The 21,712-nt window shown below is 64.5% G+C and carries 26 protein-coding genes, 1 tRNA gene, 3 pseudogenes and 1 riboswitch; of the genes and pseudogenes, 23 read left to right on the top strand and 7 right to left on the bottom strand.

All coding sequences use genetic code 11. The features are described 5' to 3' along the window. The first annotated feature begins 14 nt into the window (after positions 1 to 14). From flgL to H2052_RS00080, 15 genes are all read left to right on the top strand, one after another. Positions 15 to 935 carry a flagellar hook-associated protein FlgL gene (gene flgL / locus H2052_RS00150; RefSeq protein WP_293776443.1) on the top strand — a complete coding sequence of 307 codons (921 nt, stop codon included), beginning with the start codon at positions 15 to 17 and terminating at the stop codon, positions 933 to 935. A gap of 151 nt (positions 936 to 1,086) precedes the next feature. Then, entirely contained in the window at positions 1,087 to 1,950 is an 864-nt protein-coding gene (gene motA, locus H2052_RS00145; protein WP_293776441.1) for a flagellar motor stator protein MotA, read from the top strand. Beyond that, entirely contained in the window at positions 1,947 to 2,876 is a 930-nt protein-coding gene (locus H2052_RS00140) for a flagellar motor protein MotB (protein WP_293776439.1), read from the top strand. Before motA ends, H2052_RS00140 begins: the two co-directional genes overlap by 4 nt. A 43-nt stretch (positions 2,877 to 2,919) precedes the next feature. Continuing rightward, a complete protein-coding gene (locus H2052_RS00135) occupies positions 2,920 to 3,327 on the top strand; it encodes a MarR family winged helix-turn-helix transcriptional regulator (RefSeq protein ID WP_293776436.1) in 408 nt (135 codons plus the stop codon). Then, the gene (locus H2052_RS00130; RefSeq protein ID WP_293776433.1) at positions 3,324 to 4,505 is read left to right on the top strand and encodes an MFS transporter; all 1,182 of its coding nucleotides are present in this window, start codon (positions 3,324 to 3,326) and stop codon (positions 4,503 to 4,505) included. The genes H2052_RS00135 and H2052_RS00130 overlap by 4 nt, the downstream gene beginning before the upstream one ends. Then, positions 4,502 to 4,627 carry a hypothetical protein gene (locus tag H2052_RS00125; RefSeq protein WP_293776431.1) on the top strand — a complete coding sequence of 42 codons (126 nt, stop codon included), beginning with the start codon at positions 4,502 to 4,504 and terminating at the stop codon, positions 4,625 to 4,627. Before H2052_RS00130 ends, H2052_RS00125 begins: the two co-directional genes overlap by 4 nt. 34 nt (positions 4,628 to 4,661) lie before the next feature. After that, positions 4,662 to 4,842, top strand: a riboswitch (yybP-ykoY riboswitch). Positions 4,843 to 4,854: 12 nt separating this feature from the next. Next, on the top strand, positions 4,855 to 5,424 hold the full coding sequence (locus tag H2052_RS00120; RefSeq protein ID WP_293776429.1) for a TMEM165/GDT1 family protein: 570 nt from the start codon (positions 4,855 to 4,857) through the stop codon (positions 5,422 to 5,424). A 61-nt stretch (positions 5,425 to 5,485) separates the two neighbouring features. Then, a complete protein-coding gene (locus tag H2052_RS00115; RefSeq protein WP_293776427.1) occupies positions 5,486 to 6,145 on the top strand; it encodes a TetR/AcrR family transcriptional regulator in 660 nt (219 codons plus the stop codon). Positions 6,146 to 6,302: 157 nt separating this feature from the next. Then, positions 6,303 to 7,547, top strand: coding sequence for a sarcosine oxidase subunit beta family protein (locus H2052_RS00110; RefSeq protein WP_293776425.1), 1,245 nt, complete (start codon positions 6,303 to 6,305; stop codon positions 7,545 to 7,547). Positions 7,548 to 7,554: 7 nt separating this feature from the next. After that, positions 7,555 to 7,842, top strand: coding sequence for a sarcosine oxidase subunit delta (locus H2052_RS00105; RefSeq protein ID WP_293776423.1), 288 nt, complete (start codon positions 7,555 to 7,557; stop codon positions 7,840 to 7,842). Further along, complete coding sequence (locus H2052_RS00100; protein ID WP_293776420.1) at positions 7,839 to 10,721, top strand: 2Fe-2S iron-sulfur cluster-binding protein; 2,883 nt, start codon at positions 7,839 to 7,841, stop codon at positions 10,719 to 10,721. The genes H2052_RS00105 and H2052_RS00100 overlap by 4 nt, the downstream gene beginning before the upstream one ends. After that, entirely contained in the window at positions 10,714 to 11,226 is a 513-nt protein-coding gene (locus H2052_RS00095) for a sarcosine oxidase subunit gamma family protein (RefSeq protein ID WP_293776418.1), read from the top strand. The genes H2052_RS00100 and H2052_RS00095 overlap by 8 nt, the downstream gene beginning before the upstream one ends. Further along, complete coding sequence (gene purU / locus H2052_RS00090; RefSeq protein ID WP_293776415.1) at positions 11,223 to 12,083, top strand: formyltetrahydrofolate deformylase; 861 nt, start codon at positions 11,223 to 11,225, stop codon at positions 12,081 to 12,083. The genes H2052_RS00095 and purU overlap by 4 nt, the downstream gene beginning before the upstream one ends. A gap of 100 nt (positions 12,084 to 12,183) precedes the next feature. Further along, positions 12,184 to 12,273, top strand: a tRNA-Ser gene (locus tag H2052_RS00085). Between the two features lie 167 nt (positions 12,274 to 12,440). Continuing rightward, positions 12,441 to 13,775, top strand: a complete 1,335-nt coding sequence (locus tag H2052_RS00080) for an integrase arm-type DNA-binding domain-containing protein (RefSeq protein ID WP_293776413.1) — start codon at positions 12,441 to 12,443, stop codon at positions 13,773 to 13,775. Here H2052_RS00080 and H2052_RS00075 read toward each other — a convergent pair. Continuing rightward, positions 13,772 to 13,912, bottom strand: a pseudogene (locus tag H2052_RS00075) (IS5/IS1182 family transposase); the annotation flags it as partial. The gene H2052_RS00080 and the pseudogene H2052_RS00075 overlap by 4 nt on opposite strands. Here H2052_RS00075 and H2052_RS00070 point away from each other — a divergent pair. Next, positions 13,913 to 14,134: pseudogene (locus tag H2052_RS00070) on the top strand (integrase core domain-containing protein); the annotation flags it as partial. A gap of 89 nt (positions 14,135 to 14,223) precedes the next feature. Here the strand turns inward: H2052_RS00070 and H2052_RS00065 are convergent. Next, complete coding sequence (locus H2052_RS00065) at positions 14,224 to 15,564, bottom strand: integrase arm-type DNA-binding domain-containing protein (protein ID WP_293776410.1); 1,341 nt, start codon at positions 15,562 to 15,564, stop codon at positions 14,224 to 14,226. 284 nt (positions 15,565 to 15,848) lie between these two features. Here H2052_RS00065 and H2052_RS00060 point away from each other — a divergent pair, with 284 nt between their 5' ends. From H2052_RS00060 to H2052_RS00050, 3 genes are all read left to right on the top strand, one after another. Further along, complete coding sequence (locus H2052_RS00060) at positions 15,849 to 16,088, top strand: DUF5818 domain-containing protein (protein WP_293776408.1); 240 nt, start codon at positions 15,849 to 15,851, stop codon at positions 16,086 to 16,088. Positions 16,089 to 16,509: 421 nt separating this feature from the next. After that, positions 16,510 to 17,172, top strand: a complete 663-nt coding sequence (gene radC, locus H2052_RS00055; protein WP_293776406.1) for a DNA repair protein RadC — start codon at positions 16,510 to 16,512, stop codon at positions 17,170 to 17,172. 57 nt (positions 17,173 to 17,229) lie between these two features. Then, a complete protein-coding gene (locus H2052_RS00050; protein ID WP_293776404.1) occupies positions 17,230 to 17,475 on the top strand; it encodes a hypothetical protein in 246 nt (81 codons plus the stop codon). 3 nt (positions 17,476 to 17,478) lie between these two features. Here the strand turns inward: H2052_RS00050 and H2052_RS00045 are convergent, their stop codons facing one another. After that, entirely contained in the window at positions 17,479 to 17,682 is a 204-nt protein-coding gene (locus H2052_RS00045; RefSeq protein ID WP_293776402.1) for a hypothetical protein, read from the bottom strand. Positions 17,683 to 17,878: 196 nt separating this feature from the next. Here H2052_RS00045 and H2052_RS00040 point away from each other — a divergent pair, with 196 nt between their 5' ends. After that, positions 17,879 to 18,187, top strand: coding sequence for an excalibur calcium-binding domain-containing protein (locus H2052_RS00040; protein WP_293776400.1), 309 nt, complete (start codon positions 17,879 to 17,881; stop codon positions 18,185 to 18,187). Positions 18,188 to 18,245: 58 nt separating this feature from the next. Here the strand turns inward: H2052_RS00040 and H2052_RS00035 are convergent, their stop codons facing one another. From H2052_RS00035 to H2052_RS00025, 3 genes are read right to left on the bottom strand one after another with little or no spacing between them, the layout of a single operon-like run. Further along, on the bottom strand, positions 18,246 to 18,827 hold the full coding sequence (locus H2052_RS00035) for a lytic transglycosylase domain-containing protein (RefSeq protein ID WP_293776398.1): 582 nt from the start codon (positions 18,825 to 18,827) through the stop codon (positions 18,246 to 18,248). Continuing rightward, a complete protein-coding gene (locus H2052_RS00030; protein ID WP_293776396.1) occupies positions 18,815 to 19,381 on the bottom strand; it encodes a S26 family signal peptidase in 567 nt (188 codons plus the stop codon). The genes H2052_RS00035 and H2052_RS00030 overlap by 13 nt, the downstream gene beginning before the upstream one ends. After that, positions 19,378 to 19,602 carry a helix-turn-helix domain-containing protein gene (locus H2052_RS00025; protein ID WP_293776393.1) on the bottom strand — a complete coding sequence of 75 codons (225 nt, stop codon included), beginning with the start codon at positions 19,600 to 19,602 and terminating at the stop codon, positions 19,378 to 19,380. Before H2052_RS00025 ends, H2052_RS00030 begins: the two co-directional genes overlap by 4 nt. A gap of 124 nt (positions 19,603 to 19,726) precedes the next feature. Between H2052_RS00025 and H2052_RS00020 the strand changes: the two genes are divergently transcribed. From H2052_RS00020 to H2052_RS00010, 3 genes are all read left to right on the top strand, one after another. Beyond that, positions 19,727 to 20,146: an ATPase domain-containing protein gene (locus tag H2052_RS00020; protein WP_293776391.1), complete on the top strand. Its 420-nt coding sequence runs from the start codon at positions 19,727 to 19,729 to the stop codon at positions 20,144 to 20,146. A 4-nt stretch (positions 20,147 to 20,150) separates the two neighbouring features. Beyond that, positions 20,151 to 20,504 carry a response regulator gene (locus H2052_RS00015; RefSeq protein ID WP_293776388.1) on the top strand — a complete coding sequence of 118 codons (354 nt, stop codon included), beginning with the start codon at positions 20,151 to 20,153 and terminating at the stop codon, positions 20,502 to 20,504. 580 nt (positions 20,505 to 21,084) lie between these two features. Beyond that, positions 21,085 to 21,417 carry a hypothetical protein gene (locus H2052_RS00010; protein WP_293776385.1) on the top strand — a complete coding sequence of 111 codons (333 nt, stop codon included), beginning with the start codon at positions 21,085 to 21,087 and terminating at the stop codon, positions 21,415 to 21,417. A gap of 83 nt (positions 21,418 to 21,500) precedes the next feature. Here the strand turns inward: H2052_RS00010 and istB are convergent. Then, positions 21,501 to 21,712: pseudogene (istB, locus tag H2052_RS00005) on the bottom strand (IS21-like element ISSsp5 family helper ATPase IstB); the annotation flags it as partial.

Genomic DNA, 21,712 nt, shown 5'->3' with positions numbered 1-21,712 from the left:
CGAGGAACCGCAACATGCGCGTCGGCACCTTCCAGTCCTTCCAATCGCAGGTGAGCCGCATGGGCTCGCTGCAATCGACACTCGCGCAGCTCGAGGCGCAGATCGCGTCGGGCAAGCGCATCCTCGATCCGTCGGACGATCCGCTGGGGTCGAGCCGCGTCGCGGACCTGCAGCGCAGCATCGACAACAACCAGCAGTTCATCCGCAACATGGATGCGATCACCACACAGCTTTCGTTTGCCGACAGCGCCGTGGACGCCATGTCGAACCAGATGGTGCGCGCGAAGGAACTCGCCGTACAGGCCGCGAACGGCACGCTGACCGACGCCGACCGGAAGGTGATCAGCACCGAACTCGGGCAGATCATCGACCAGATGCTGTCGCTTTCGAACAGCCGTGATGCCGCGGACAATTATCTGTTTTCAGGCGCATCCGTCGGCACGGCGCCCTTCGCGCGCGATGCGACCGGCGCGATCGTGTGGCAGGGCAGCGGCGAGGCGCCGAAAGTGCCGATCAGCACCGACGTGGCTGTCTCGACAGGCGCGAACGGCCTCTCGATGCTTTCGATCGAAACGAGCGGCGGACGCCAGACGATCCTCGCTTCGCTCAGTGAATTCAAGGCGCTGCTCGACGCCCCCGGCGCCGATGCCGCAACCTTCACGGCAGGCATGGAGAAGGCGCTACGCGACACGACGGCAGGCATCGACCGCCTCGCCGACCAGCGTGCGACCTTCGGCTCGCGCATGGCGCAGGTGGACACGGAAACCGGCCGCCTGAAGGCGCTGGAGACCACGATGACGACAGCGAAGAGCAATCTCGAAAGCCTCGACGTCGCAGCCGCCATCGTCCAGCTGAAAAGCGCGATGACATTGCTCGATGCGTCGCAACAGAGCTTCGCGCAGATCAAGAAATTGTCACTCTTCAGCTACTTGTAACGCTGTGTTGCGTCGCAACAAATCTGAGTAGGGGGAAGCCTTTCTCAACCTTTGGATGCCTAAATGGCCGGCACCTGAGGTCGTTAAGCAAAATGGGTGGACGGCATCGCGAGGCCCGGTGATGCCGCCAGGCAATGGAGTTGTGCGTTAGATGTTCGCTGCGATCGGCCTTGTCGTCCTTTTCGCGATGGTCTTCGGTGGATTTGCAATCACCGGCGGCAATCTCGAGCCGGTCATGCACGCGATTCCGCACGAGATGCTCATCATCGGCGGCGCGGCGGCGGGCTCGCTGCTGCTCGGCAACAGCTTCGCCATCCTGAAGCAGGTCGGCGGCGGCATCGGCAAGATCTTCAAGGGTCCGACCTACAACAGGAAGGATTATCTCGACGCGATCTTCCTCGCCTCAAAGCTGATGAAGACCATGAAGACCGATGGCCCGGTCGCCATGGAAGCCCACATCGAAGACCCGAAATCGAGCAGCATCTTTCAGGAATATCCCAAGCTGCTCAAGGACCACTTCCTCATCGATTTCATGGCGGACGCCATCCGCCTCGTCGTCGTCTCCTCGGGCACGCTCAACGTGCACGCCGTCGAGGAGATCATGGACAACGCGATGAAAACGCACCACCACACCGCGATGAAGCCGGTGAAGGTGCTGCAATCCACCGGTGACGCCCTCCCCGCACTCGGCATCGTCGCCGCCGTGCTCGGCGTCGTGAAGACCATGGGTTCGATCGATCAGCCACCCGCCGTGCTTGGCGGCATGATCGGCTCCGCGCTTGTCGGCACCTTCCTCGGCGTGCTGCTCGCCTACGGCATCGTCTCGCCGATGGCGAACCGGCTGGAACAGATCCTCGAGGAAGACGGCGAAATCTATCACGTCGCCAAGGCGATCATCATCTCCTCGCTGCACGGCAATGCGCCCGCCATGGTCATCGAGGCCGCGCGCACCAGCATCAGCAGCAAGAACCAACCCGGCTTCGCCGAGGTGTTTGACGGGCTGCGCGGCCGATGAGTGCCGAACCGATCAAGCCGCTCGTCGCCGAAGCGGAAGTCCCGCCGCCGATCATCATCAAGAAGATCACCATCGAAGCGCACGGTGGCCACCACGGCGGCGCGTGGAAAGTCGCCTATGCCGACTTCGTGACTGCAATGATGGCGTTCTTCCTGCTCCTGTGGATCGTCGGCGCGACCAACGAGGACCAGCGCAAGGGCATCGCCGATTATTTCTCTCCGACGCTCGTCCAGCACACCAAGGCGGGCGGATCGAACGGCGTGATGGGCGGCCGCGCCATGCTGGCCCCCGATGGAAACGCGCCCCACGCCGTGCCGAAGGGCACGCAGCGGTTGATGCCCGTCACCAGCTTTTCGCGCGTGACGCCGCCAACGCCAGAGGAACGTGCGGCAGCCGACCAGCTGCAGCGCGAAGACGTAAAGCGCTTCGAAGCCGCCGCAGAAGCGCTCGAAAAGCGCATGGCAAGCGACAAGAACTTGGCGCAGCTGCGTGACCAGCTACGGTTGTCGGTGACAGAGGAAGGGCTGCGCATCGACATTCTCGATGAAGCCGATTTCGCGATGTTCTCGCTCGGCACCAACCGGCTTTCACCGCAGGCGCAGGATCTCGTGCGCGCCGTCGCCACCGCCGTTCAGACGATGCCAAACCCGATCGCCATGCGCGGCCACACCGACAGCCTGCCTTATGCCGGCGGCTCGCTCGGCGCGCCGGCCGGCGGCATGAACAACTGGGTGCTCTCCGCGCAGCGCGCCGAAGCCACACGCGCGGCGCTCGCCTCCGCCGGCGTCGATCCGACGCGCTTCTCGCGCCTCGAGGGCGTCGCCGACCGCGAGCCCTTCAACAAGGCGAACCCCTACGATCCGCGCAACCGGCGCATCAGCGTAACGCTGCTGTACCGCACGCCGATGGGGCCCGGCGCCAAATAAAGCGGGTTGATCGGCACGGGTGATGCGTGCATATGCACGCATTATGTCATCCCCCTGTGTCTGCACCCGTCTGCGCCGCGCCGCGCGCGCCGCGAACACCCTCTACGACGCCGCGCTCGAACCCGCCGGCCTCACCACACCGCAGTTCGCGCTGCTCCGCACGCTGGCCCGCACGGGCACCTGCTCGCTCACCGCGTTCGGCGCCGCCACGGGCCATGACCGGACAACGCTGAACCGCACCGTGGGCGCGCTCGAACGCGAAGGGCTGGTGCGATCCTGCGCCGGCACTGACAAGCGCCAACGCATGGTCTCCCTGACGGACGCAGGCCGCGCAGCGATCGATCGGGCGTCTCCGCTCTGGGAAAGCGCGCAGGCCGAAATGGCACGCGAGGTTGATACCGCTGCGCTGTTCGCGCTTCTCGACCGCATTGAATCGGCGGCGCACGCATGAAGCGGCCCGCCGTCGTCATCGCCTGCGGCGCACTGATCGTCACACTCGCCATGGGTGTCCGCCAGACCTTCGGGCTGTTCCTTCCCGACATGAGCGCCGCGCTCGATATCGGACGCGGCACATTCGGGCTGGCTCTTGCGCTCCAGAACCTGCTGTTCGGGCTCGTGCAGCCGTTCGTCGGCGCGATCGCCGACCGCCACGGCGCCGGGCGCGTCGTTGCCTTCGGCGCGATTCTCTACGCCCTCGGCCTGATCGGCGCCGCGATGGCATCGAGTGCGCTCGGCCTTCACATCACGTTCGGCGTGATCGTCGGCATGGCGCAGTCCGCGACGACCTTCGTCGTCGTGCTGGGCGCGGTCGGCCGCGTCGTGCCGGAAGCCCAGCGCTCGCTCGCTTTCGGGATTGTCACGGCAGGCGGATCGCTTGGCCAGTTCCTCATCGTACCCGCCAGCCAGATGCTGCTCGGCAACTTCGGCTACCAGATCGCGCTCATGGTCCTTGCCGGTTTCGTCGCCGTCGCTGTGGCACTGTCGTTCGGCGTCGCCGGAAAGCCACAGCCGGCCCAGAGCGATCAGCCGCTCGGAAACGCACTCGCCGAGGCCGCTTCGAACCGCAGCTTCCAGCTGCTGACGGCGGGCTTCTTCGTCTGCGGCTTCCACATCGCGTTCATCGCCACCCATTTCCCCGCCTACCTCGCCGACAAGGGCCTCGGCGCCGCGATCGGCGCGACGGTGCTGGCGCTCGTCGGCCTGTTCAACATCTTCGGTTCCTACATCTTCGGCCTGTGGGGCGACCATGCGCCCAAGAAGCTGCTGCTGAGCGGACTGTATGCGGCGCGCGGCCTTGTCATCGTCGTCTACCTGCTGCTGCCGGTCTCCACGGTCTCGTCGCTGGTTTTCGCCGCTGCCATGGGCTTCCTGTGGCTCGGCACGGTGCCGCTGACGAGCGGCCTCATCGGGCAGATCTTCGGCGTGCGCTACCTCTCGATGCTCTATGGCATCGTCTTCCTCAGTCATCAGGTCGGCAGCTTCTTCGGCGCGTGGATGGCGGGCGTGCTTTACGACATCACCGGCAACTACGACGCGGCCTGGGGCGCATCGATCGCGCTCGCGGTGATCGCCACGCTTCTCCATCTACCGATCCGCGCCGTGCCGGTCGCGCGATTGCAGCCCGCGTGAGCCGCCGTGTGCACCTGCTGGCGGTCGCGGTCGGCGCGCTCGCCGCCACGGCCGGCTGGGCGCTCTGGCAGGGCGAGGGCGCCATGCTCTGGCTCGCGGGGTTTTGGAGCCTTTGTGGCTGATCCGCTTGCACCTGCGCGCAAACCGGGCTAGCACCACTGCGTCATCTGGGGAGTAGCCAGCCGCCGACGAGGCGGGCCTTCGCGTCAACATACTTGGTCGAGAGGCCATGGTGCGAGGGGAACGGGACCACCGTTCGGGCGAGACCAATGACGTCGCTTCCCTGTCCGGTCGGGCGGGGGAGGCGATGTCGTTGGATTCGCGTACTGCCCGACCCCGGAGATATCCCTTGGAAGCCCTGTTCGTTTCGACCGTCGTCGTCGCGCTCGCCGAGATCGGCGACAAGACGCAGCTGCTCGCCATCGTCCTCGCCGCCCGCTTCAAGCGCCCGCTGCCGATCATCGCGGGCATCTTCGTCGCCACGATCGCCAACCATTTCCTTGCCGCGCTCGTCGGCAGCCAGGTCGCCTCGATCCTCGAAGGCACATGGTTCCGCTATGCTGTCGGCGCCTCGTTCATCGCCATGGCGCTCTGGACGCTGATCCCCGACAAGCTCGACGACGTGGAAGACAAGCCCGCCCGCTTCGGCGCGTTCCTCACCACGCTCATCGCCTTCTTCCTCGTGGAGATGGGCGACAAGACGCAGATCGCCACCATCGCGCTCGGCGCACGTTTCGAGAACGTAATTCCGGTAACGATGGGCACGACGCTCGGCATGATGATCGCGAACGTACCGGCGGTTTTCCTCGGAGATGCGCTCATCCGCCGCGTGCCGATGCGCGCCGTTCACATCACCGCCGCGCTCTTGTTCCTGGCGATCGGCCTCTGGGTGGTGGCACAGACCGCCGGCTGGGCGTGAGGCCCGGCATCCGCACGGAAGCACTGGACAATCCGGGCGCCAGCGCGCATCGCTTCGCCTCATGACCGGTACGCCAAAGGCGCGCCCGACGCGCCGTCTCACCCGAGAGGACTGGATCGCAAGCGCGCGCAAGACGCTTGTTGGACGCGGTGTCGATGACGTGAAGGTCGATCGGCTGGCGAAGCAGATGCGCGTGACGCGCGGCAGCTTCTACTGGCACTTCCAGCACCGCAAAGACCTTCTGGATGCGCTGCTCACCGACTGGGAAGCCCGCAACTATTTCGAGATCGCCCAGATCCGCGCGCGCTGGGCGAAGACCGCGCCCGATCTCACCGAAGTCGTGGCGAGCTGGCTGGAAGCGGACCCCGCCTTCCCGTCCTTCGACGTCGCCGTGCGTGCCTGGGCGCGCAAGAGCAACGATGTCGCCGAAGCGGTCGAACGCGCCGACGCCGCGTGGATCGGGCTGCTGCAGGAGCTTTTCGAGAAGAGCGGCTACGACAGCGATGAAAGCCTCGTCCGCGCGCGCATCACCCACTTCCACCAGATCGGCTATTACGCGCTCGGCTTCCGCGAACCGCATCCGGAACGGCTGCGTCTCGTGCCGCTCTACTATCGCGTCCTGACTGGCCGTGAGCCCACGAAAAATTTGCTGAAAACGCTCGACGATCTTGCCGCGACGGCGCAACCGGCCAAGCGCGCGGGCCGCAAGGCGGCAAACTAGTCCGAACCCAGTGCAAGCCTGTATCTTTCTTCCGAGAGCTTGTGCTTTCGGAAACACATCCCTTTTGCCTCCCTCAGATTTCGGAGGATTGATTCCAAACACAACTGTATGTAAATCTCCTCCACATGATGGGACACAAGCGGGGAGCGACAGGCAGGTGACACGATATTCGGCGTGGTCGCTGCTGCGCGCTGGCCTTTCCGGGCAGCGGACGTGGACGCCCGCGTGGCGCGACGCGAAGCCCAAAAAGAGCTACCAGGCCGTCATCATCGGGGGCGGGGGCCATGGCCTCGCGACGGCGTATTATCTCGCCAGCAAACACGGCCTGCGCGACATCGCCGTGCTGGAGCGCGGCTGGATCGGCGGCGGCAACACGGGGCGCAATACCACCGTGATCCGCTCCAACTATTTCTTCCCGGAAAGCACGCGCTTTTACGATTTCTCGCTGTCGCTCTACGAGGGCCTGTCGCGCGAACTCAATTACAACGTGATGTTCTCGCGGCGCGGCATGTGGAGCTTCGCGCACGACCGCCACGGCATCGAAATGCTGCGCCGCTCGGCGAATGCCATGCGGCTGAATGGCGCCGACGCCGAGTATCACGAAGGCGAAGAGGTGTTTCGGCGCATCCCGGGCCTCAGCCGCTCCGGCCGCTTCCCGATCCTCGCCGGTTTGCTGCAGCCGCGCGGCGGTACGGCGCGCCATGATGCCGTCGCATGGGGCTATGCCCGCGCCGCCGATGCGCTTGGCGTGGATATCATCCAGAACTGCGATGTCACCGGCTTCGACATTCGCGAGGGCCGCATCAGGGGCGTCGAGACGTCGCTCGGCGATATCGCCGTGGATCGCGTCGGCCTTGCGGTCGCCGGACACAGCAGCGTGATGGCGGCGCGCGCGGGCTTCCGCCTGCCGATCGTGTCCTATGCGCTTCAGGCGTTCGTGTCCGAACCCATGAAACCGGTGCTGGACACGGTCGTGCTGGCGCCGTCCACCGGCACTTATCTCAGCCAGTCCGACAAGGGCGAGATCGTCGTGGGGAGCGCGCTCGATCTGTTCCCGTCCTATGCCCAGCGCGGCAGCCTGCCCGTCCTTGAACAGACGGCGGCGGGTCTCATAGACCTGTTCCCGCACTTCTCGCGTGCCCGGCTGCTCCGGCAGTGGGCAGGGATCGTCGATGTCGTCCAGGATTCGACACCCATCCTCGGCGAAAGCCCGGTGAAGGGCCTGTACCTCAATTGCGGATGGGGCACCGGCGGCTTCAAGGCGATCCCCGGTGGCGGCTTCTGCCTTGCCCATAACATCGCCACCGGCGAGGCGCACCCGCTTGCCGCCGCCTTCTCACTCGACCGTTTCCGGACCGGCGCGCTCATCGATGAAGCCGCCGCCTCCGGCATTGCGCATTGAGGCGTCCATGCTGCTGATCGATTGTCCCTGGTGTGGCCCGCGCGCCGAAAGCGAATTCCGCTGCGGCGGCGAAAGCCCGATCGTCCGCCCCGCCGATCCGGCGGCGACCGACGACACCGCATGGGCGGACTACATGTTCTTCCGCGACAACGTGAAGGGTCTCGGTTTCGAACGCTGGCACCATCGCTTCGGCTGCGGGGTCTGGTTCAACATCGCACGCGATACCGTCTCGCACCGCATTCTCGCCGTTTACGGCATGACCGATCCGCGACCGACGCTGGAGAACGAGGCATGAGCGGCTACCGGCTCGCGTCCGGCGGTGACATCGATCGCAGCCGTCCCGTTACCTTCCATTGGGAGGGCAAACGCTATTCAGGCTTCGCGGGCGATACGCTCGCCTCCGCGCTGCTCGCGAGCGGCGTGCGCATGATCGGGCGCAGCTTCAAATACCACCGCCCGCGCGGCCTCATCGCCGCCGGGCTCGACGAGCCCAACGCCATCGTCCAGCTCGAACAGGGCGCGCAGACGATCCCGAACCTCAAGGCGCCCTACGTGGAGCTTTACGAGGGGCTGAACGCGAACCCGGTGAACGCATGGCCGAGCCTCAATTTTGATCTGCTGGCCGTGAACGGCCTCGTGAAGCGCTTCATCCCAGCTGCGTTCTACTACAAGACCTTCATGTGGCCGGATTGGCTGCTGTTCGAACCCGCGATCCGCAAGGCGGCTGGGCTCGGCACGTCGCCGCAGCTTCCCGACCCGGACACGTATACGCAGACCTCCGCGCATACCGATGTTCTCGTCGTCGGCGGTGGCATTGCCGGGCTTTCGGCAGCGGTTCAGGCCGCACAGACCGGCAAATCCGTGATGCTGGTGACGGGCGGCGCGCATTGGGGCGGCAGGCTTGCCGGAACCCGCGACACGATCGAAGGCAAGCCCGCGGGCGTCTGGATCGAAGATACGCTGCAAACGCTCGCCACGATGGCCAACGTCACGCTGATGGCGCGGACGCTTGCCACGGGACACTACGACCACGGCATGGTCGCGCTGTGCGAACGCCTGACCGACCACCTGCCGCTGGAGCGGCGCAGCGGCCCGCGCCAGCGGCTGTGGCGGGTTCGCGCCGATGACCTGATCCTCGCCACGGGCGCGATCGAACGCCCGCTCGTGTTCCGGGGCAACGACCGCCCCGGCGTGATGCTCGCAGGCGCGGCGCGTGCCTATCTGCATCGCTACGGCGTCGTCGCCGGGCGGCACATCGTTGTCGCGACGAACAACGACAGCGCATGGCAGGCGGCTTTCGATCTGGCCGACGCGGGCGCGCATCTGGTCGCCATCGTCGATGCACGTAGCGCGCCGCCCGCTGCGCTGATCGAACGCGCGCAGAGCCTCGGCATCCCTATCCATAGCGGCATGGCCCCGGCCGCCGCGCTCGGCGGACGGTCGCTGCGCGGCGTGCGGATCGGGCGCGTATCAGAGGGCGGACATATCGGGGGCGCCACGCAGACGCTTCGCTGCGACACGCTGCTCGTTTCGGGCGGCTGGAATCCCGCCGTGCACCTGCATTCGCATGGCGCGGGCCGATTGGCGCTCGATGCCAACCTTCACAGCTTCACGCCCATCGCCGCGGCGGGACATCGAAGCGTCGGCGGCGCGGCGGGCGATTTCGCACCCCCCTCCCCGATCCCGGCGCTCTGGTCGATCTCCGAAAGCGGCGCGCCCGATCCCGAGGCGTGGGTCGATTTCCAGAACGACGTGACCGCCGGAGACGTGGCGCTCGCCGCGCGCGAGAACTTCCGCTCTGTCGAGCATCTGAAGCGCTACACGACGCTCGGCATGGCCTCCGATCAGGGCAAGACCTCGAACGTAAACGGCATCGGCATCCTAAGCACGGTGCTGGACAAGTCGATGCAGGCGATCGGCACCACGAAGTTCCGGCCGCCCTACGATCCGACACCGTTCGGCGTGTTCGCCGGGCACCGTGTCGGCGAAGGCCTGCGCCCGCGCCGCCGCCTCGCGCTCCACGACTGGCACACCGAACACGGCGCGGCGCTGGACGAATACGGCGGATGGATGCGTCCCGCCGCCTACCCGCGCCCGGGCGAGAGCGAGGACGCCGCCGTCCGCCGCGAGGTTCTGGCCGTGCGCAGCAGCGTCGGCCTGTTCGAAGCCTCCCCGCTCGGCAAGATCGAGGTGAAAGGCCCCGACGCCGCCGCGTTCCTGGATCGTATGTACGTGAACACGATCAGCACGCTGAAACCCGGCCGCTGCCGCTACGCGATCATGCTGACCGAGAACGGCACGGTGTTCGACGACGGCGTCGTCACGCGGTTGGCGGACGACCACTTCCTTGTCGGCACAACGAGCGGCCACGCAGCGGCCGTGGCGGAAGCCTTCCGCGAATGGCTGCAATGCGAATGGATCACGATGCAGGTGCTCGTCGAGGATGTCACGACCTGCTGGGCGGTCGCGAACATCGCCGGGCCGAAGGCGCGCGACGTGCTCGCCGCGCTTGAACCGGACATGGATATCTCCAGCACGGCCTTCCCCCACATGAGCGCGCGCACGGGGCATGTCTGCGGGCTCCCCGCACGCATCGCCCGCGTCAGCTTCACGGGCGAACTCTCCTACGAGATCGCCGTGCCGTGGCGCGATGCCGGGCGGCTCTGGACAGCGCTGGTCGAAGCCGGCGCCCCCCACGGCATGACCCCGTTCGGCGTCGAAGCGCTGATGACAATGCGCATCGAGAAGGGCTTCCTGCACGTCGGCTCCGATACCGACGGGACCACGCTCCCGCAGGACATCGGTTTTGGCGGCATCATGCAAAAGAAGAAGCAGGATTTCGTCGGCCGCCGATCGGCACTCCGCCCTGACGGGATGAGGGACGACCGGCGCAGTCTCGTGGGTCTTGAGATCACGGACGGCAAGAGCGCCCCGCTCGCCACCGGGGCGCACGTCCTTCCGGCGACGGCTACCGGCGAGCAGCCAAGCCAGGGCTGGGTCACGTCGAGCACATGGTCGCCGACACTCAATGCGCCGCTTGCGTTCGCCCTGATCGAACGCGGGCAGGAGCGGATGGGCGAAACCGTGCGCGTCTGGGACCTCGGCACGTGGCGCGAGGCGCGCATCACCGGCCTCTGCCGCTATGACCCCGAAGGAGCCCGGCTCGATGCCTGAACCCCTGATGCCGGATTGGTGCCGCATCGATGCGGACCTCGCCGTCGCCAAGATCCAGATCACCGGCGCGGAAGACGCGCCGCAGCAACTCGCCTCGGCGCTCGGTCTCGGCGTACCCGCTCCCAATCGCTTCACCAGCAACGGCGACATCGCGCTTTCCGCGGTCGCGCCGGGCGAATGGCTGCTCACAGGCACGTTGGACGGCGTTGCCGCCGCGCTGACCCGCGCGGAGGCCGCGTTTCCCAATGAAACCGTCCTCGCGATCGACCTGACGCACGGGCGCCTCTCGCTGCGCCTGGAAGGGCCTGCGGGCCGCGACTGGCTTGCGGCCTTCACGCCCCTTGACCTTCGCCCCGAGCACCTCCCGACCGGCGCCGCCATCCGCACCCGCTTCGGCGACATCGGCATGTTCATCGCACGCACGGGCGATGACCCTGCGTTCCTGCTCATCGCTGATCAGAGCTACGCCGGATACATCCTGCACCTCATCGGAAATCCTTCATGACCGAACCCAACCGAACCCGCTGCGTCCTGCGCTTCTGCAGTCCCGATCGCCCCGGCATCCTCGCGGGATTGGCCCCGCTTCTCACCAACAATGGCTGGGACATCCGCGAAGCCGCCATATACGGCGACCCGGACACCGCCACCTTCTTCGCGCGCATGGAACTGGCGAGCGACCGCGCCCGCACCGCAGACCTCGCGCAGCACATCGCCCCCGCCGTCGCGGCGCTCGGGCTCGATTGGGAAGTCCACGACATCGCCCAGCCGATGCCCGTCCTCATCGCCGTCTCGAAGTTCAACCACTGCCTCGTCGATCTCCTTCACAAGGTCGAGATCGGCGCCCTGCCCATACGCATCGTCTGTGTCGTCTCGAATCACGAGCAGGAGCGCAAACGCGTCGAGTGGCACGACATCCCTTACCACCACCTCCCCGTCGACCGCTCGGACAAGGCCGCACAGGAACGGCGCTTCCTCGAGATCATCGAAGAGAGCGGCGCCGAACTCACGGTGCTCGCGCGCTACATGCAAATCCTCTCGGACGACTTCGCGGGGCAGCTGGATGGCCGCTGCATCAACATCCACCACAGCTTCCTGCCGAGCTTCAAGGGCGCGAAGCCCTACCACCAAGCGAAGGCTCGCGGCGTGAAGCTGATCGGCGCTACCGCGCACTATGTGACCGCCGACCTCGACGAAGGCCCCATCATCGAGCAGGATGTGCGCCGCGTGAGCCACGCCACAACCGCCGAGGAAATGGTCGCCATCGGCCGCGAGGTGGAAGCCTCCGTGCTCTCCCGCGCCGTCCGCTGGCACGCCGAACACCGCATTCTCGGCAACGGAAACCAGACCGTGGTGCTGAACTGACAAAACCGACGATTGCGGGCTTGGCAAAACACCGGCACCTCGCCTATATGCCCGCTTTCGTCGATCCGGCGCCTGCCCCAAGCAAGGCGCTACCAGGTGCGGAGAGGTGCCAGAGTGGTCGATTGGGACGGTCTCGAAAACCGTTGTGCGGGCAACCGTACCGTGGGTTCGAATCCCACCCTCTCCGCCAGACCCCCTTCCGTAGCGCGCCGTAGCAGTCCACCAGGATTGCAAATTTTCCTCTGAAATCGAAGACTTAGCGAGTCGATCGGACCGTAGCCGTTCGCACGCCTCCGACCCGGAGCGTGGTACGAAACGTGGTACGGGCGCGAGGAAAACGTGGTACGGAGGCAGACCATGCTAAGTGACGCAAAACTGCGGGCGGCAAAGCCGCGCGCGAACGCGTACAAGCTCACCGACAGCAATCGACTTTATCTTCTCGTCACGCCTTCGGGCGGAAAGCTCTGGCGCTGGAGCTACCAGTTCGGCGGCAAGCAAAAGACCATGGCGCTGGGCGCCTACCCCGTGGTCAGCCTGCTCGATGCCCGCGAGAAACGGGATGAAGCGCGCGCCGTTCTTGCCCAGGGCAAAGATCCCGTCATCGCCAAGAAGCTCCTGATTCACGAAAATCTGGCGGCTGCGCAAAACACGTTCGAGCGTATCGCCAGAAAGTGGCATGAAGTTACGAAAGCCCAGTGGGCCCGCGTGCATGCTGACGACGTTCTCCGGAGCCTGGAGCGAGACGTCTTCCCCGCCATTGGTCCGCTCCCTGTCTCAGAAATTCCCCCGCCGCTCATCCTTGACGTCTTGCGCAGGATCGAGGATCGGGGCGCCCTGGAGACGGCGAAGCGCGTGCGGCAACGCATATCCGCCGCCTTCGTCTATGCGATCGCCCAGGGACTTGCGCAGCATGATCCATCGGAACGGCTTGGCGTCGTCCTGAAACCGCTCCGGAAAGGCCGTCAGCCGGCCATTACGGACCTTGCCGAACTGCAACGCATGCTCATTGCTGCTGAAGAAGATCACGCGCGTCCAATCACACGCCTCGCCCTGCGTTTTATTGCGCTCACGGCTGTGCGTCCGAACGAGATCAGAGGCGCTCGCTGGGCCGAGTTGGAAGACCTAAACGGGAAGAATCCGCTCTGGCGGATTCCTGCTTCCCGTATGAAAGGTGGTCAGGACCGAAAGGAAGAAATCGGCGGCGATCACCTCGTACCGCTGGCACATCAGTCGGTTGCCGTTCTTAAGGCAATATGGCCACTGACCGGTGCGGGCACGCTCGTGTTTCCCAGTTCCCGCCATGCCCACCACCCGATGAGCGAGAACGCCATCGGCTATTTGCTCAACCGCGCCGGTTATCACGGGCGCCACGTGCCTCACGGATTTCGCGCAGCCTTCTCGACCATCATGAACGAGTGGGCAGAGCAGCACGGAAAAGAACATGATCGTAAGATCATCGATCTCATGCTGGCGCATGTTCCCAAGGAAAAGGTTGAGTCCGCTTACAATCGGGCCGCCTATTTGCCGCGACGACGGGAATTGGCGCAGATCTGGGCTGACATGCTCACAGCGCAGCTTTCTCCACCGATCGTCCTCCTGGAACGTCCTGCACGGGACATGGGAGCCCATTCCCGCAGGCGAATACCAAATCCCGTCCCTGCCGATTTCCGTTTCCCGCTCTTAACCGGCTAGGTTTCCAGGACAAAGGGTATCCACAGTTTGATTGAAGCGAGTGCGACGAAGCCAAGGTAGGATTCACGGGGTTTGTCGCAGCGGGTTGCTACCCTTCGACAGTTCTTGAGCTTGTTGAAGAGACGCTCGATGGGGTTGAGCGCCTCGCCGAAGCTGGGATCGAGCCGTCGGTCGGCAGCGTGGGCGACAGCTACGACAACGCTTTGGCCGAGACCATCAACGGCCTCTACAAGGCCGAGGTGATCCACCGACGTGTGCAGTGCAGCTTCCAAGCGGTCGAGTATACCACGCTCGACTGGGTCGACTGGTTCAACCATGGCCGGCCGCTGAAACTCATCGGCAACATCCCGCCTGCCTAAGCCGATATCAATATTATGCTGCCGCGGATAACATCGATATGGCCGCGTGACTCACCACCCAACGCCTCCGGCAAAACCGGCGCGGTTCATCACGCGGGTAGCATCCGCAACGGAAACAGGAAATCCGCCGAGACGGGTTTCGGTACGCGCCGCCGCGAATGGTCGCCGGTCACTTTGGACGGTCTTTCGACGAGTGCGACAGGTGTTGGCAAACCTTTGGTAAGCATGTCTGCCCATACCTTCGCCAGTTCGCGCCGCCGCGGCATGTAGGCGGCGCGGTTGTAGGCACCTTCGACTTTCTCTTTGGGAACATGCGCGAGCATGAGGTCGATGACCTTGCGATCGTGCTCCTTGCCGTGGCGTTCGGCCCATTCGTTCATGATCGTCGAGAACGCTGCGCGAAAGCCATGAGGAACGTGGTGACCATGGTAGCCTGCCCGGTTGAGTAAATATCCGAGGGCGTTCTCGCTCATCGGCTGATGGGTGTGCCGATTACCTGGAAACAGCAACTCGCAGCTTCCCGTAAGCGGCCATAGTGCCCGCAGCACCGCGATGCATTGCGGCGGCAAAGGAACAAGGTGATCGCCATCGGTCTCGTCTTTGCGGTCAAGGCCACCCTTCATCCGTCGGGCCGGAATCCGCCACAGCGGCTTCTTGCCGTTCAGATCTTCAAACTCTCCCCAACAAGCGCTGCGCAGCTCGCTCGGCCGAACGGCGGTGAGTGCGAGCAGGCGCAAGGCAAGGCGCGTGACGGGCCGGGCATAGTCTTCTTCGGCTTCAGAAATCATCTTGCGCAGTCGGGGAAGGTCGGTGATCGCCGGCTGCCGTCCCGATCGCACCGGTTTCAGCGCCGCGCCAAGCTTCTCGGCCGGATCGTTGTCGGCCATGCCTTTCGCGATCGCATAAACGAACACTGCCGAAATTCGCTGGCGTATGCGCTTTGCGGTTTCTATCGAGCCGCGATCCTCGATGTCTTTAAGCACATCGTAGATTATGGGCGGAGTCAGCTCCGATATAGGCAGCTGTCCGATTTCCGGAAAGACATCCCGCTCCAGACTGCGCAGCACGTCGTCGGCATGGATCGCGCCCCATTGCGGCTTGGACAGGCTATGCCAGTCGCGAGCAACAAGCTCGAAGGTGGTTCGGGCCGCTTCCAGATTCGCCTCGATCTTGAGCTTCCTGACCACGGCTGGGTCGCGGCCCTCCTGAAGCTGCGCTCGCGCTTCGTCGCGTTTGGCGCGGGCATCGAGAAGGCTGACCATAGGGTAGATGCCAAGGTGCAACGTCTTTTGCTTGCCGTCATAGGCGTAGCTCCATTTCCAGAGCTTCGAGCCTCCAGGTTTCACCAGCATGTAGAGCCGGTGGCTGTCGGTAAGCTTGTAAGGCTTGGGCTGCGCCTTTGCGGCGCGGATTTTTGCTTCGTTCAGCATGCCATCTCCAGGACCACGTTTTTTCCGATCTGGGACCACGTTTTGGACCCACCAGGACCACGTTTTGAGACCACGCCACGAGCGGAGGCCTCCGAACGGTCGCGAACGGTTTTGACGGCTAAGCTGCAGATTTTAGGGGAAAAAAGTCAATCTCGGTGGACGGCTACGAACCCCTAAAAACGAGGTTCTGGCGGAGCGGGAGGCAACCGCACCGCCGCCCAGTGCAGGCTCCCCGACAGGAGCGATCTCGGCTGCCGCCTGATCGCGCTCGGCGCAGCGCGCGAATGGGCGCGGTTCTCAAAAGGCGCCTACCGGCGCTGCGCACGCTGATGGCAAGACGCGTCACCGAAATCGGCCTGCTGCTGCGCAGCGAAACCGGACTCGTGCTGAGGCGCGATGACGGCGGCACCTGGCAGCTCGACGCACCGCGCAGCGCCGAGGCGCTTGTGGGACACCGGGTACGGATCGCCGCATGGCGCACCGGATTCGACAGGCTGTCTGTGGCAGACATCACCCCAGGCTGAGAGAAAAGCCACGATCGCACAGAACATCCGCCGTCAAAGCAAGCAAAGAGACATCCCGGTAGCTGTGCATTCAAGATTTTCCGATCGAAAGCCGCATATCTTCAACGCACCTATATTCACGTCTGGCGAATCGATACGGTTGAGTTATGATCTCGCCTTCTCCTGAACGCTAAATCAAAAAAATGTAGTGGAGGAGCGCAACATGCTGGTGATCATGGCCTGGACCGCGTTGGGAAGCGAAGGGTCCAGGGGTTTTCGTTACAAAGTATAATTCTCACCGGTTTGACAGTCGGGGAACTGAATAAACCGCGCATTGACGAAATCCGGCCTGGAGAGGGTCCGGGGACGAACTGGATCCATCCAGTCGTATTGAGGGGCGACAATTGCGCGGCCGCGTCCTGGATATTCTGGGAGACGTGCCGTGAGAAGTTTATCGGATGTCAGGGACGTACCGTGTGCATGTCCCCGCGACCGCGCGGCGGACGCGGATCGGGCGCTGCTCGCGCATTTGCTTGGCTTCGTCATGCCGGCCGCGCGGGCGACCCGGCTCGCCGAAACGCTGATCGCGGAACGCGGCAGCTATCCGCGCGTGCTGACGAGCGCGCCTTCGATGCTCATCAAGCTCGGGGTTCCGCCCAAAGGCCTCGATATCCTAGCAATCGTTGCGCAAAGCCTTGAGCGCGCGCTCTTCCGGGAACTGACGCACGGCAACGTGCTCGCGGGATGGCAGGCGCTGAATGACTATCTCCATGTGAGCCTCGCGCACAGCCGGCGCGAGCATTTCCGGGTGCTGTTTCTGAATTCCCGGAACGCGCTCATTACGGACGAGGAGATGGGCGTCGGTACGGTCAACCAGGCGCCCGTTTACGTGCGCGAGGTGATGCACCGCGCGCTCGACGTCGGCGCAACCGCGCTTATTCTCGTCCACAACCACCCCTCCGGCGATCCGACCCCAAGCCTCGACGATATCCGGCTCACCAACCACGTTCGCGATGCAGCGCGCGTTCTCGGGCTTCAACTTCACGATCACGTCGTCGTCAGCGAGACCGGCATAAAAAGCTTCAAGACGCTCGGCCTGCTTTAACTTGCTGTTCATATGCTCGGAGCGTAAAATAAGAGATTGAAGTCTCGCGGAGGCCCGATGGTTGCAGATACCATCATTGCCGAGCACTTTGGCCGATCGGACGTCGCGAGCCTTTCGACTGCCGAATACGATCGTGGTGTTGCCTCGCTACTTTCCGCAATTGCAAATGAAGTGCAGGAAGCGCGGCGACTGGAGCTGTGGCTCGCCGCGCGCACGCTCGGCTTTGCGCCGCCCGCACAGGAAACATTCAAGACGGCGGCGATCCGCGCGCGCGCGGCAAGCATCGAGAATGCCGGGTACTAGCGGCTAATGCCGCGTCCCTTCGGACGACCGCAGTCGGTTGATTCGCGCCGCCACCTCCATGAAGACCGCACGCCCGCGTGCATCGCCCTGCGCATCAAGCTCGGCCGCCTTCAGGCTTGCATAGCCGGCGGCCATATCGCCGTGCGCCTCCATGAACCGCCGCGCGACGGCCCAGAGCTCCCAGTCGCTCAGCATCTCCGACGCCATCTGCAAGCCCCACTCCAGCCCGCCGCATCACCGCGCCACAAGGCGGATCATGACAGCATAACCACCCGTGCGCCTTGTATCGGGGCGCGGCCAAGGTTCGATCCGAAATGCGCACGACAAGGTCAAGTGACCACGAAGAAACCCGATCTTAATGCGAACAGAGTCACGTTCATCCCTTCCGATATTGGGAGCGGACATGCGCTATCTCGCGATCCTCTGCCTTGCGCTTACGTCCGCACCTGCGCTTTCGCATCCGGGCGGTCTCAACGCCGAAGGTTGCCATAACAACCGCAAGACCGGTGACTATCATTGTCACCGTGCATCCGCATCGCCGCGATCCGCAACGCCGTCGCGGCTGTTCGGTGCCTCGGACGGGGCCTACCGGAACTGCAGCGAGGCGCGCGCCGCGGGCGCCGCGCCGATCCGCATCGGCGAGCCGGGGTATGGGCCGCATCTCGACAGGGACGGCGACGGCATCGCGTGCGAGCCTTATCGCGGTCGGTGAATTCTGCCGTCAGTGCCGACCTCTCCCGCCGTCGCGCCGCCGGCGCGTCAGATCGGCGTCAGCGCACGAACATGTCCGCCCGGACGCTTTTTCCGCCGGACACGGGCTCGCTTTGAAGCGCGAAGAACAATCGCACGGACGGCGGGGAGTTTGGCGGCTTTGGCGGCGCTGCCTCGCCCGGACCAACGACGTCCGCGAGATAGGCGCGCGTCTCGCGGGGCAGCGGTTCGCCGGTGAGGAGGTGCCGCGCGTAGCGCGCGGGGCCCGCGTTGTAGGCGGCGAACAGGCCGGGATAGCCGAAGCGATCGTACATCAGCCGCAAATAGAACGCGCCCGCCAGGATGTTGTCGCGCGGCTGATGCGGGTCGTCGCCGAGTTGCAGCCGTTCACGCATATCGCGCCAGGTTCCGGGCATCAGCTGCATGAGGCCCATCGCCCCGGCAGCGCTGGTGATCGGCCGCCCGGCCCATTCGGTGCGCCCGCGGCTCTCGGCGTGCATGACGCGCGCGATCCATGCGGCGGGCACGTCGAAGCGCGCGGACGCCGCCTCGATATCGGCCGCCCAGCGGGACACCTCGGCCTTGGCGGGCAACGCAGCACCCGTCACGAGGAGAGTAAGGAGGACCTTCAGCGCATCCATAGGGGTGTCGCCTCGCCGATGATGTCCGCGCGGCGCGTCGGCCCGAAGTAGCGACCATCGAACGAGGCGGGACTCTCCATGAGCAGAAAGTAGGCGCCGCCCCCAAGGACCACGCAGCCGTTCCACCAGGGCATCGGACGGCCGCGCGCATCGCGCGCCGCGCGCGCGGCAATGAACTTGCCATTGATGAAGATCGCGCCGCGGACCCCGCACACCCTGTCACCCGGGACCGCTACGACGCGCTTGACGAGCGGAACGTTGGAGGGAATGTAGCGCCGCTCCGCGGCGAGACGGCGAAAGCGCCACGGCACGCGCGCCAGCACCATGTCGCCGGACGCGAGGACGCGCGCGTCATCGACGCGGTAGAGGCCGACCGGCGCGCTCTCGGAGGTATTCCAGACGAGCCGCGGCCTTGGCGGAAAGAGCGACGACACGAGCAGCGCGCCGGCGCCGAGAACGCCGAGTGCGAGCGCAGCACATCGCCGCCGGTCCGCGACCGCCGCGCACAGACCACGCGCCGCGACACGGGACGCGAGCGACCGCGCATCCGTCATCGCCCGTCCCCGCCGGCGCTTGCGAGCGACCAGGCGTCGACATCGTCGAGATGGTAGAAGACAAAGCGGCCGTGACGGCGAAAGCGCGGCCCGCCGCCGCGCCTGCGCAGGCGTTCAAGAAAGCGGACCGAGACCTGCAGATAATACGCCGCCTGCCGCGTGTTGAGATAGGGACTTGTGCGGCCGGGCTTCTGCTGCGCGCCCTTCGATCGGTGTTCCATATGCCCGGCTCCCGGCCATTTTCGTCTCTTCGAATGGCCGAAATTCCCCGAACCCCGCCAGAGTCGAAAAGCCGCGCATCTGTTTGCGACTCTGCCTCGCCGGCACCCTCCATCGGAGAATCTGGTGGACGAATTGGCTTGGGAGGTCGTGAAACAGGCCAAATCGATCAGCGCCAAGAGGGTGTTTGTCGACGGCGTGGTAGCGCTGAGGGACAATCTCATCCGTCCTGAGAGATTGCCCTATATAATGAATGCGATGAACGGCTACCTTCGGAAATCCGGCGCGACGATTCTCTACACGTCGGAGGTGCGCGAGATGCATTTGCCGGAGGTGCTTCCGACAGATGAGCTTTCCGTCATTGTGGATAATGTCCTGCTTTTGACGTATTTGCGCCGCGAACAGGTGCTTCGCCGCAGCTTGTCGATCGTCAAGCTCCGCGAAAGCGATTTCGATCCGCGCGCGACAGAATTCCACGTGACCGAAAGAGGGGTGGAATTCGGGCCGGATCCGGAATTTTCGGAACCTATAGTGGAGAGGAAGTAGCCTCGTGCTCCGCATTCTGCTCATCGAGGATGAGGCGCTCATTGTGCTCGTTGCCAGCATCGCACTGGAAGAGGCCGGCCATCACGTGATGGAAGCGGTCGATGGCGTAGAAGGATTGAAAATAGCTCGCCAGGAGCAGCCGGACCTGATTATCACCGATTACATGATGCCCCGGATGAACGGTTTGGAGATGATCGAGAAACTGAGAGACGGGGGGTTCGAAGGGCCGATCGTCCTCGCGACAGCAATTCCCGAAGCGAACCTGCCGGTCAGACCGAAATACGATGCATATCTAACGAAGCCCTTCCGGGAAAAAGCTTTACTGGCCGTCGTCGAACGCTTTCTGCTGGAGAGCTAAATCCCGCTCGCGAGCCGCGCCGGCGCTGATCCGGTCGGGGCCACACGTGCGCTTCGCCGTCCGGACCTCCTGCCCCCGCCGGCGCCTCGGTGCATCTTTGACTTTCACGCCGTCTGGCATCATTCTTACGGGCGCGGCCGTCCGGGCGGTCTGCCCGATGTCTCGAGACATTCCGCTGCGGCGGGCGGAGCGGGGCGGCCTACGCTCGGCCTTATGCACGAGCAGCCGACCGTAGAAACGTTGTCCATGTTGAGCGATAGCGAATGAAGAAGATGTTGCGCAAACGGCGCCGAAGGATTTGAAACATTAGCAAAAAAGAGCGTTCAGCTGAGGGCTTTTTACTTGCGGTCCACCGCCCGGCCGGAGCGAGCGAGCGTGTCGTGTCCAGAGCAGGTCACCACTTTCCGGGACCCGTGTTGCGCGACTGTGCCGATTGGAAGTTCTCGCGAGTCGTTGCAGTTCTCGGCCGTCCTGATCCGCGCCGCGCCAGGTTTCGCATTGGTTAACGCGCGCCCCGTAGCATCCACAGATTTCCCTGCCGATTGCTGCGTGCAACTCAATTGCGCGGGGAGAGTAACTCATGCGTTTCACTGATTCCGTCCAAACACCGCCAACCCTGGTCAATACTCTGCAATTTTCTCACCAACGGGCTAACCCTCATGGAGAGACGGCGCTCAACGCCGGGCGTGCAAACGCGAATGCCGATAACGCCTTGGCCCTCGCCGCAAATCATTTCGGCCAAGGAGCCTCTCCGAGGCCAAATGTACCCCTCTTGCTGGGCGACGCCCTCACGTTGGAACTTGCCCACGGTGAAAAATTGCGCGGCCAAGTCGTATGGACTGCCGGCGACGATTGCGGCCTCACGTTCGACCATGTCAACGGCGGAGCAAAAGTCGGCCATTCGGCGGCGTAAAACCAGGCCATCGTGTTACATGCCGGGGGGAGTGGCGTGAGGGCGTAGCCCGAGGGCCACTCCCCCCGGCATTGGTGTAATTTTCAGGGTCTGGTTTTGGCCTTGCGGGCCCGGCTGTGCGCGAGGCGATAGCTTTCGCCGTTCATCTCGAGGATGCTGACGTGATGGGTCAGGCGATCGAGGAGCGCGCCTGTGAGACGCTCAGATCCGAAGGTTTCGGTCCATTCGTCGAAGGGCAGGTTGCTGGTGATGAAGGTGGAGCCGCGTTCGTAACGCTGGGAGATCAGCTCGAACA

Source organism: Sphingosinicella sp., assembly GCF_013911755.1.
Classification (GTDB): domain Bacteria; phylum Pseudomonadota; class Alphaproteobacteria; order Sphingomonadales; family Sphingomonadaceae; genus Sphingosinicella.
The sequence above is the reverse complement of the archived record's forward strand: the minus strand, read 5'-3'. Positions and strand labels throughout refer to the sequence as shown.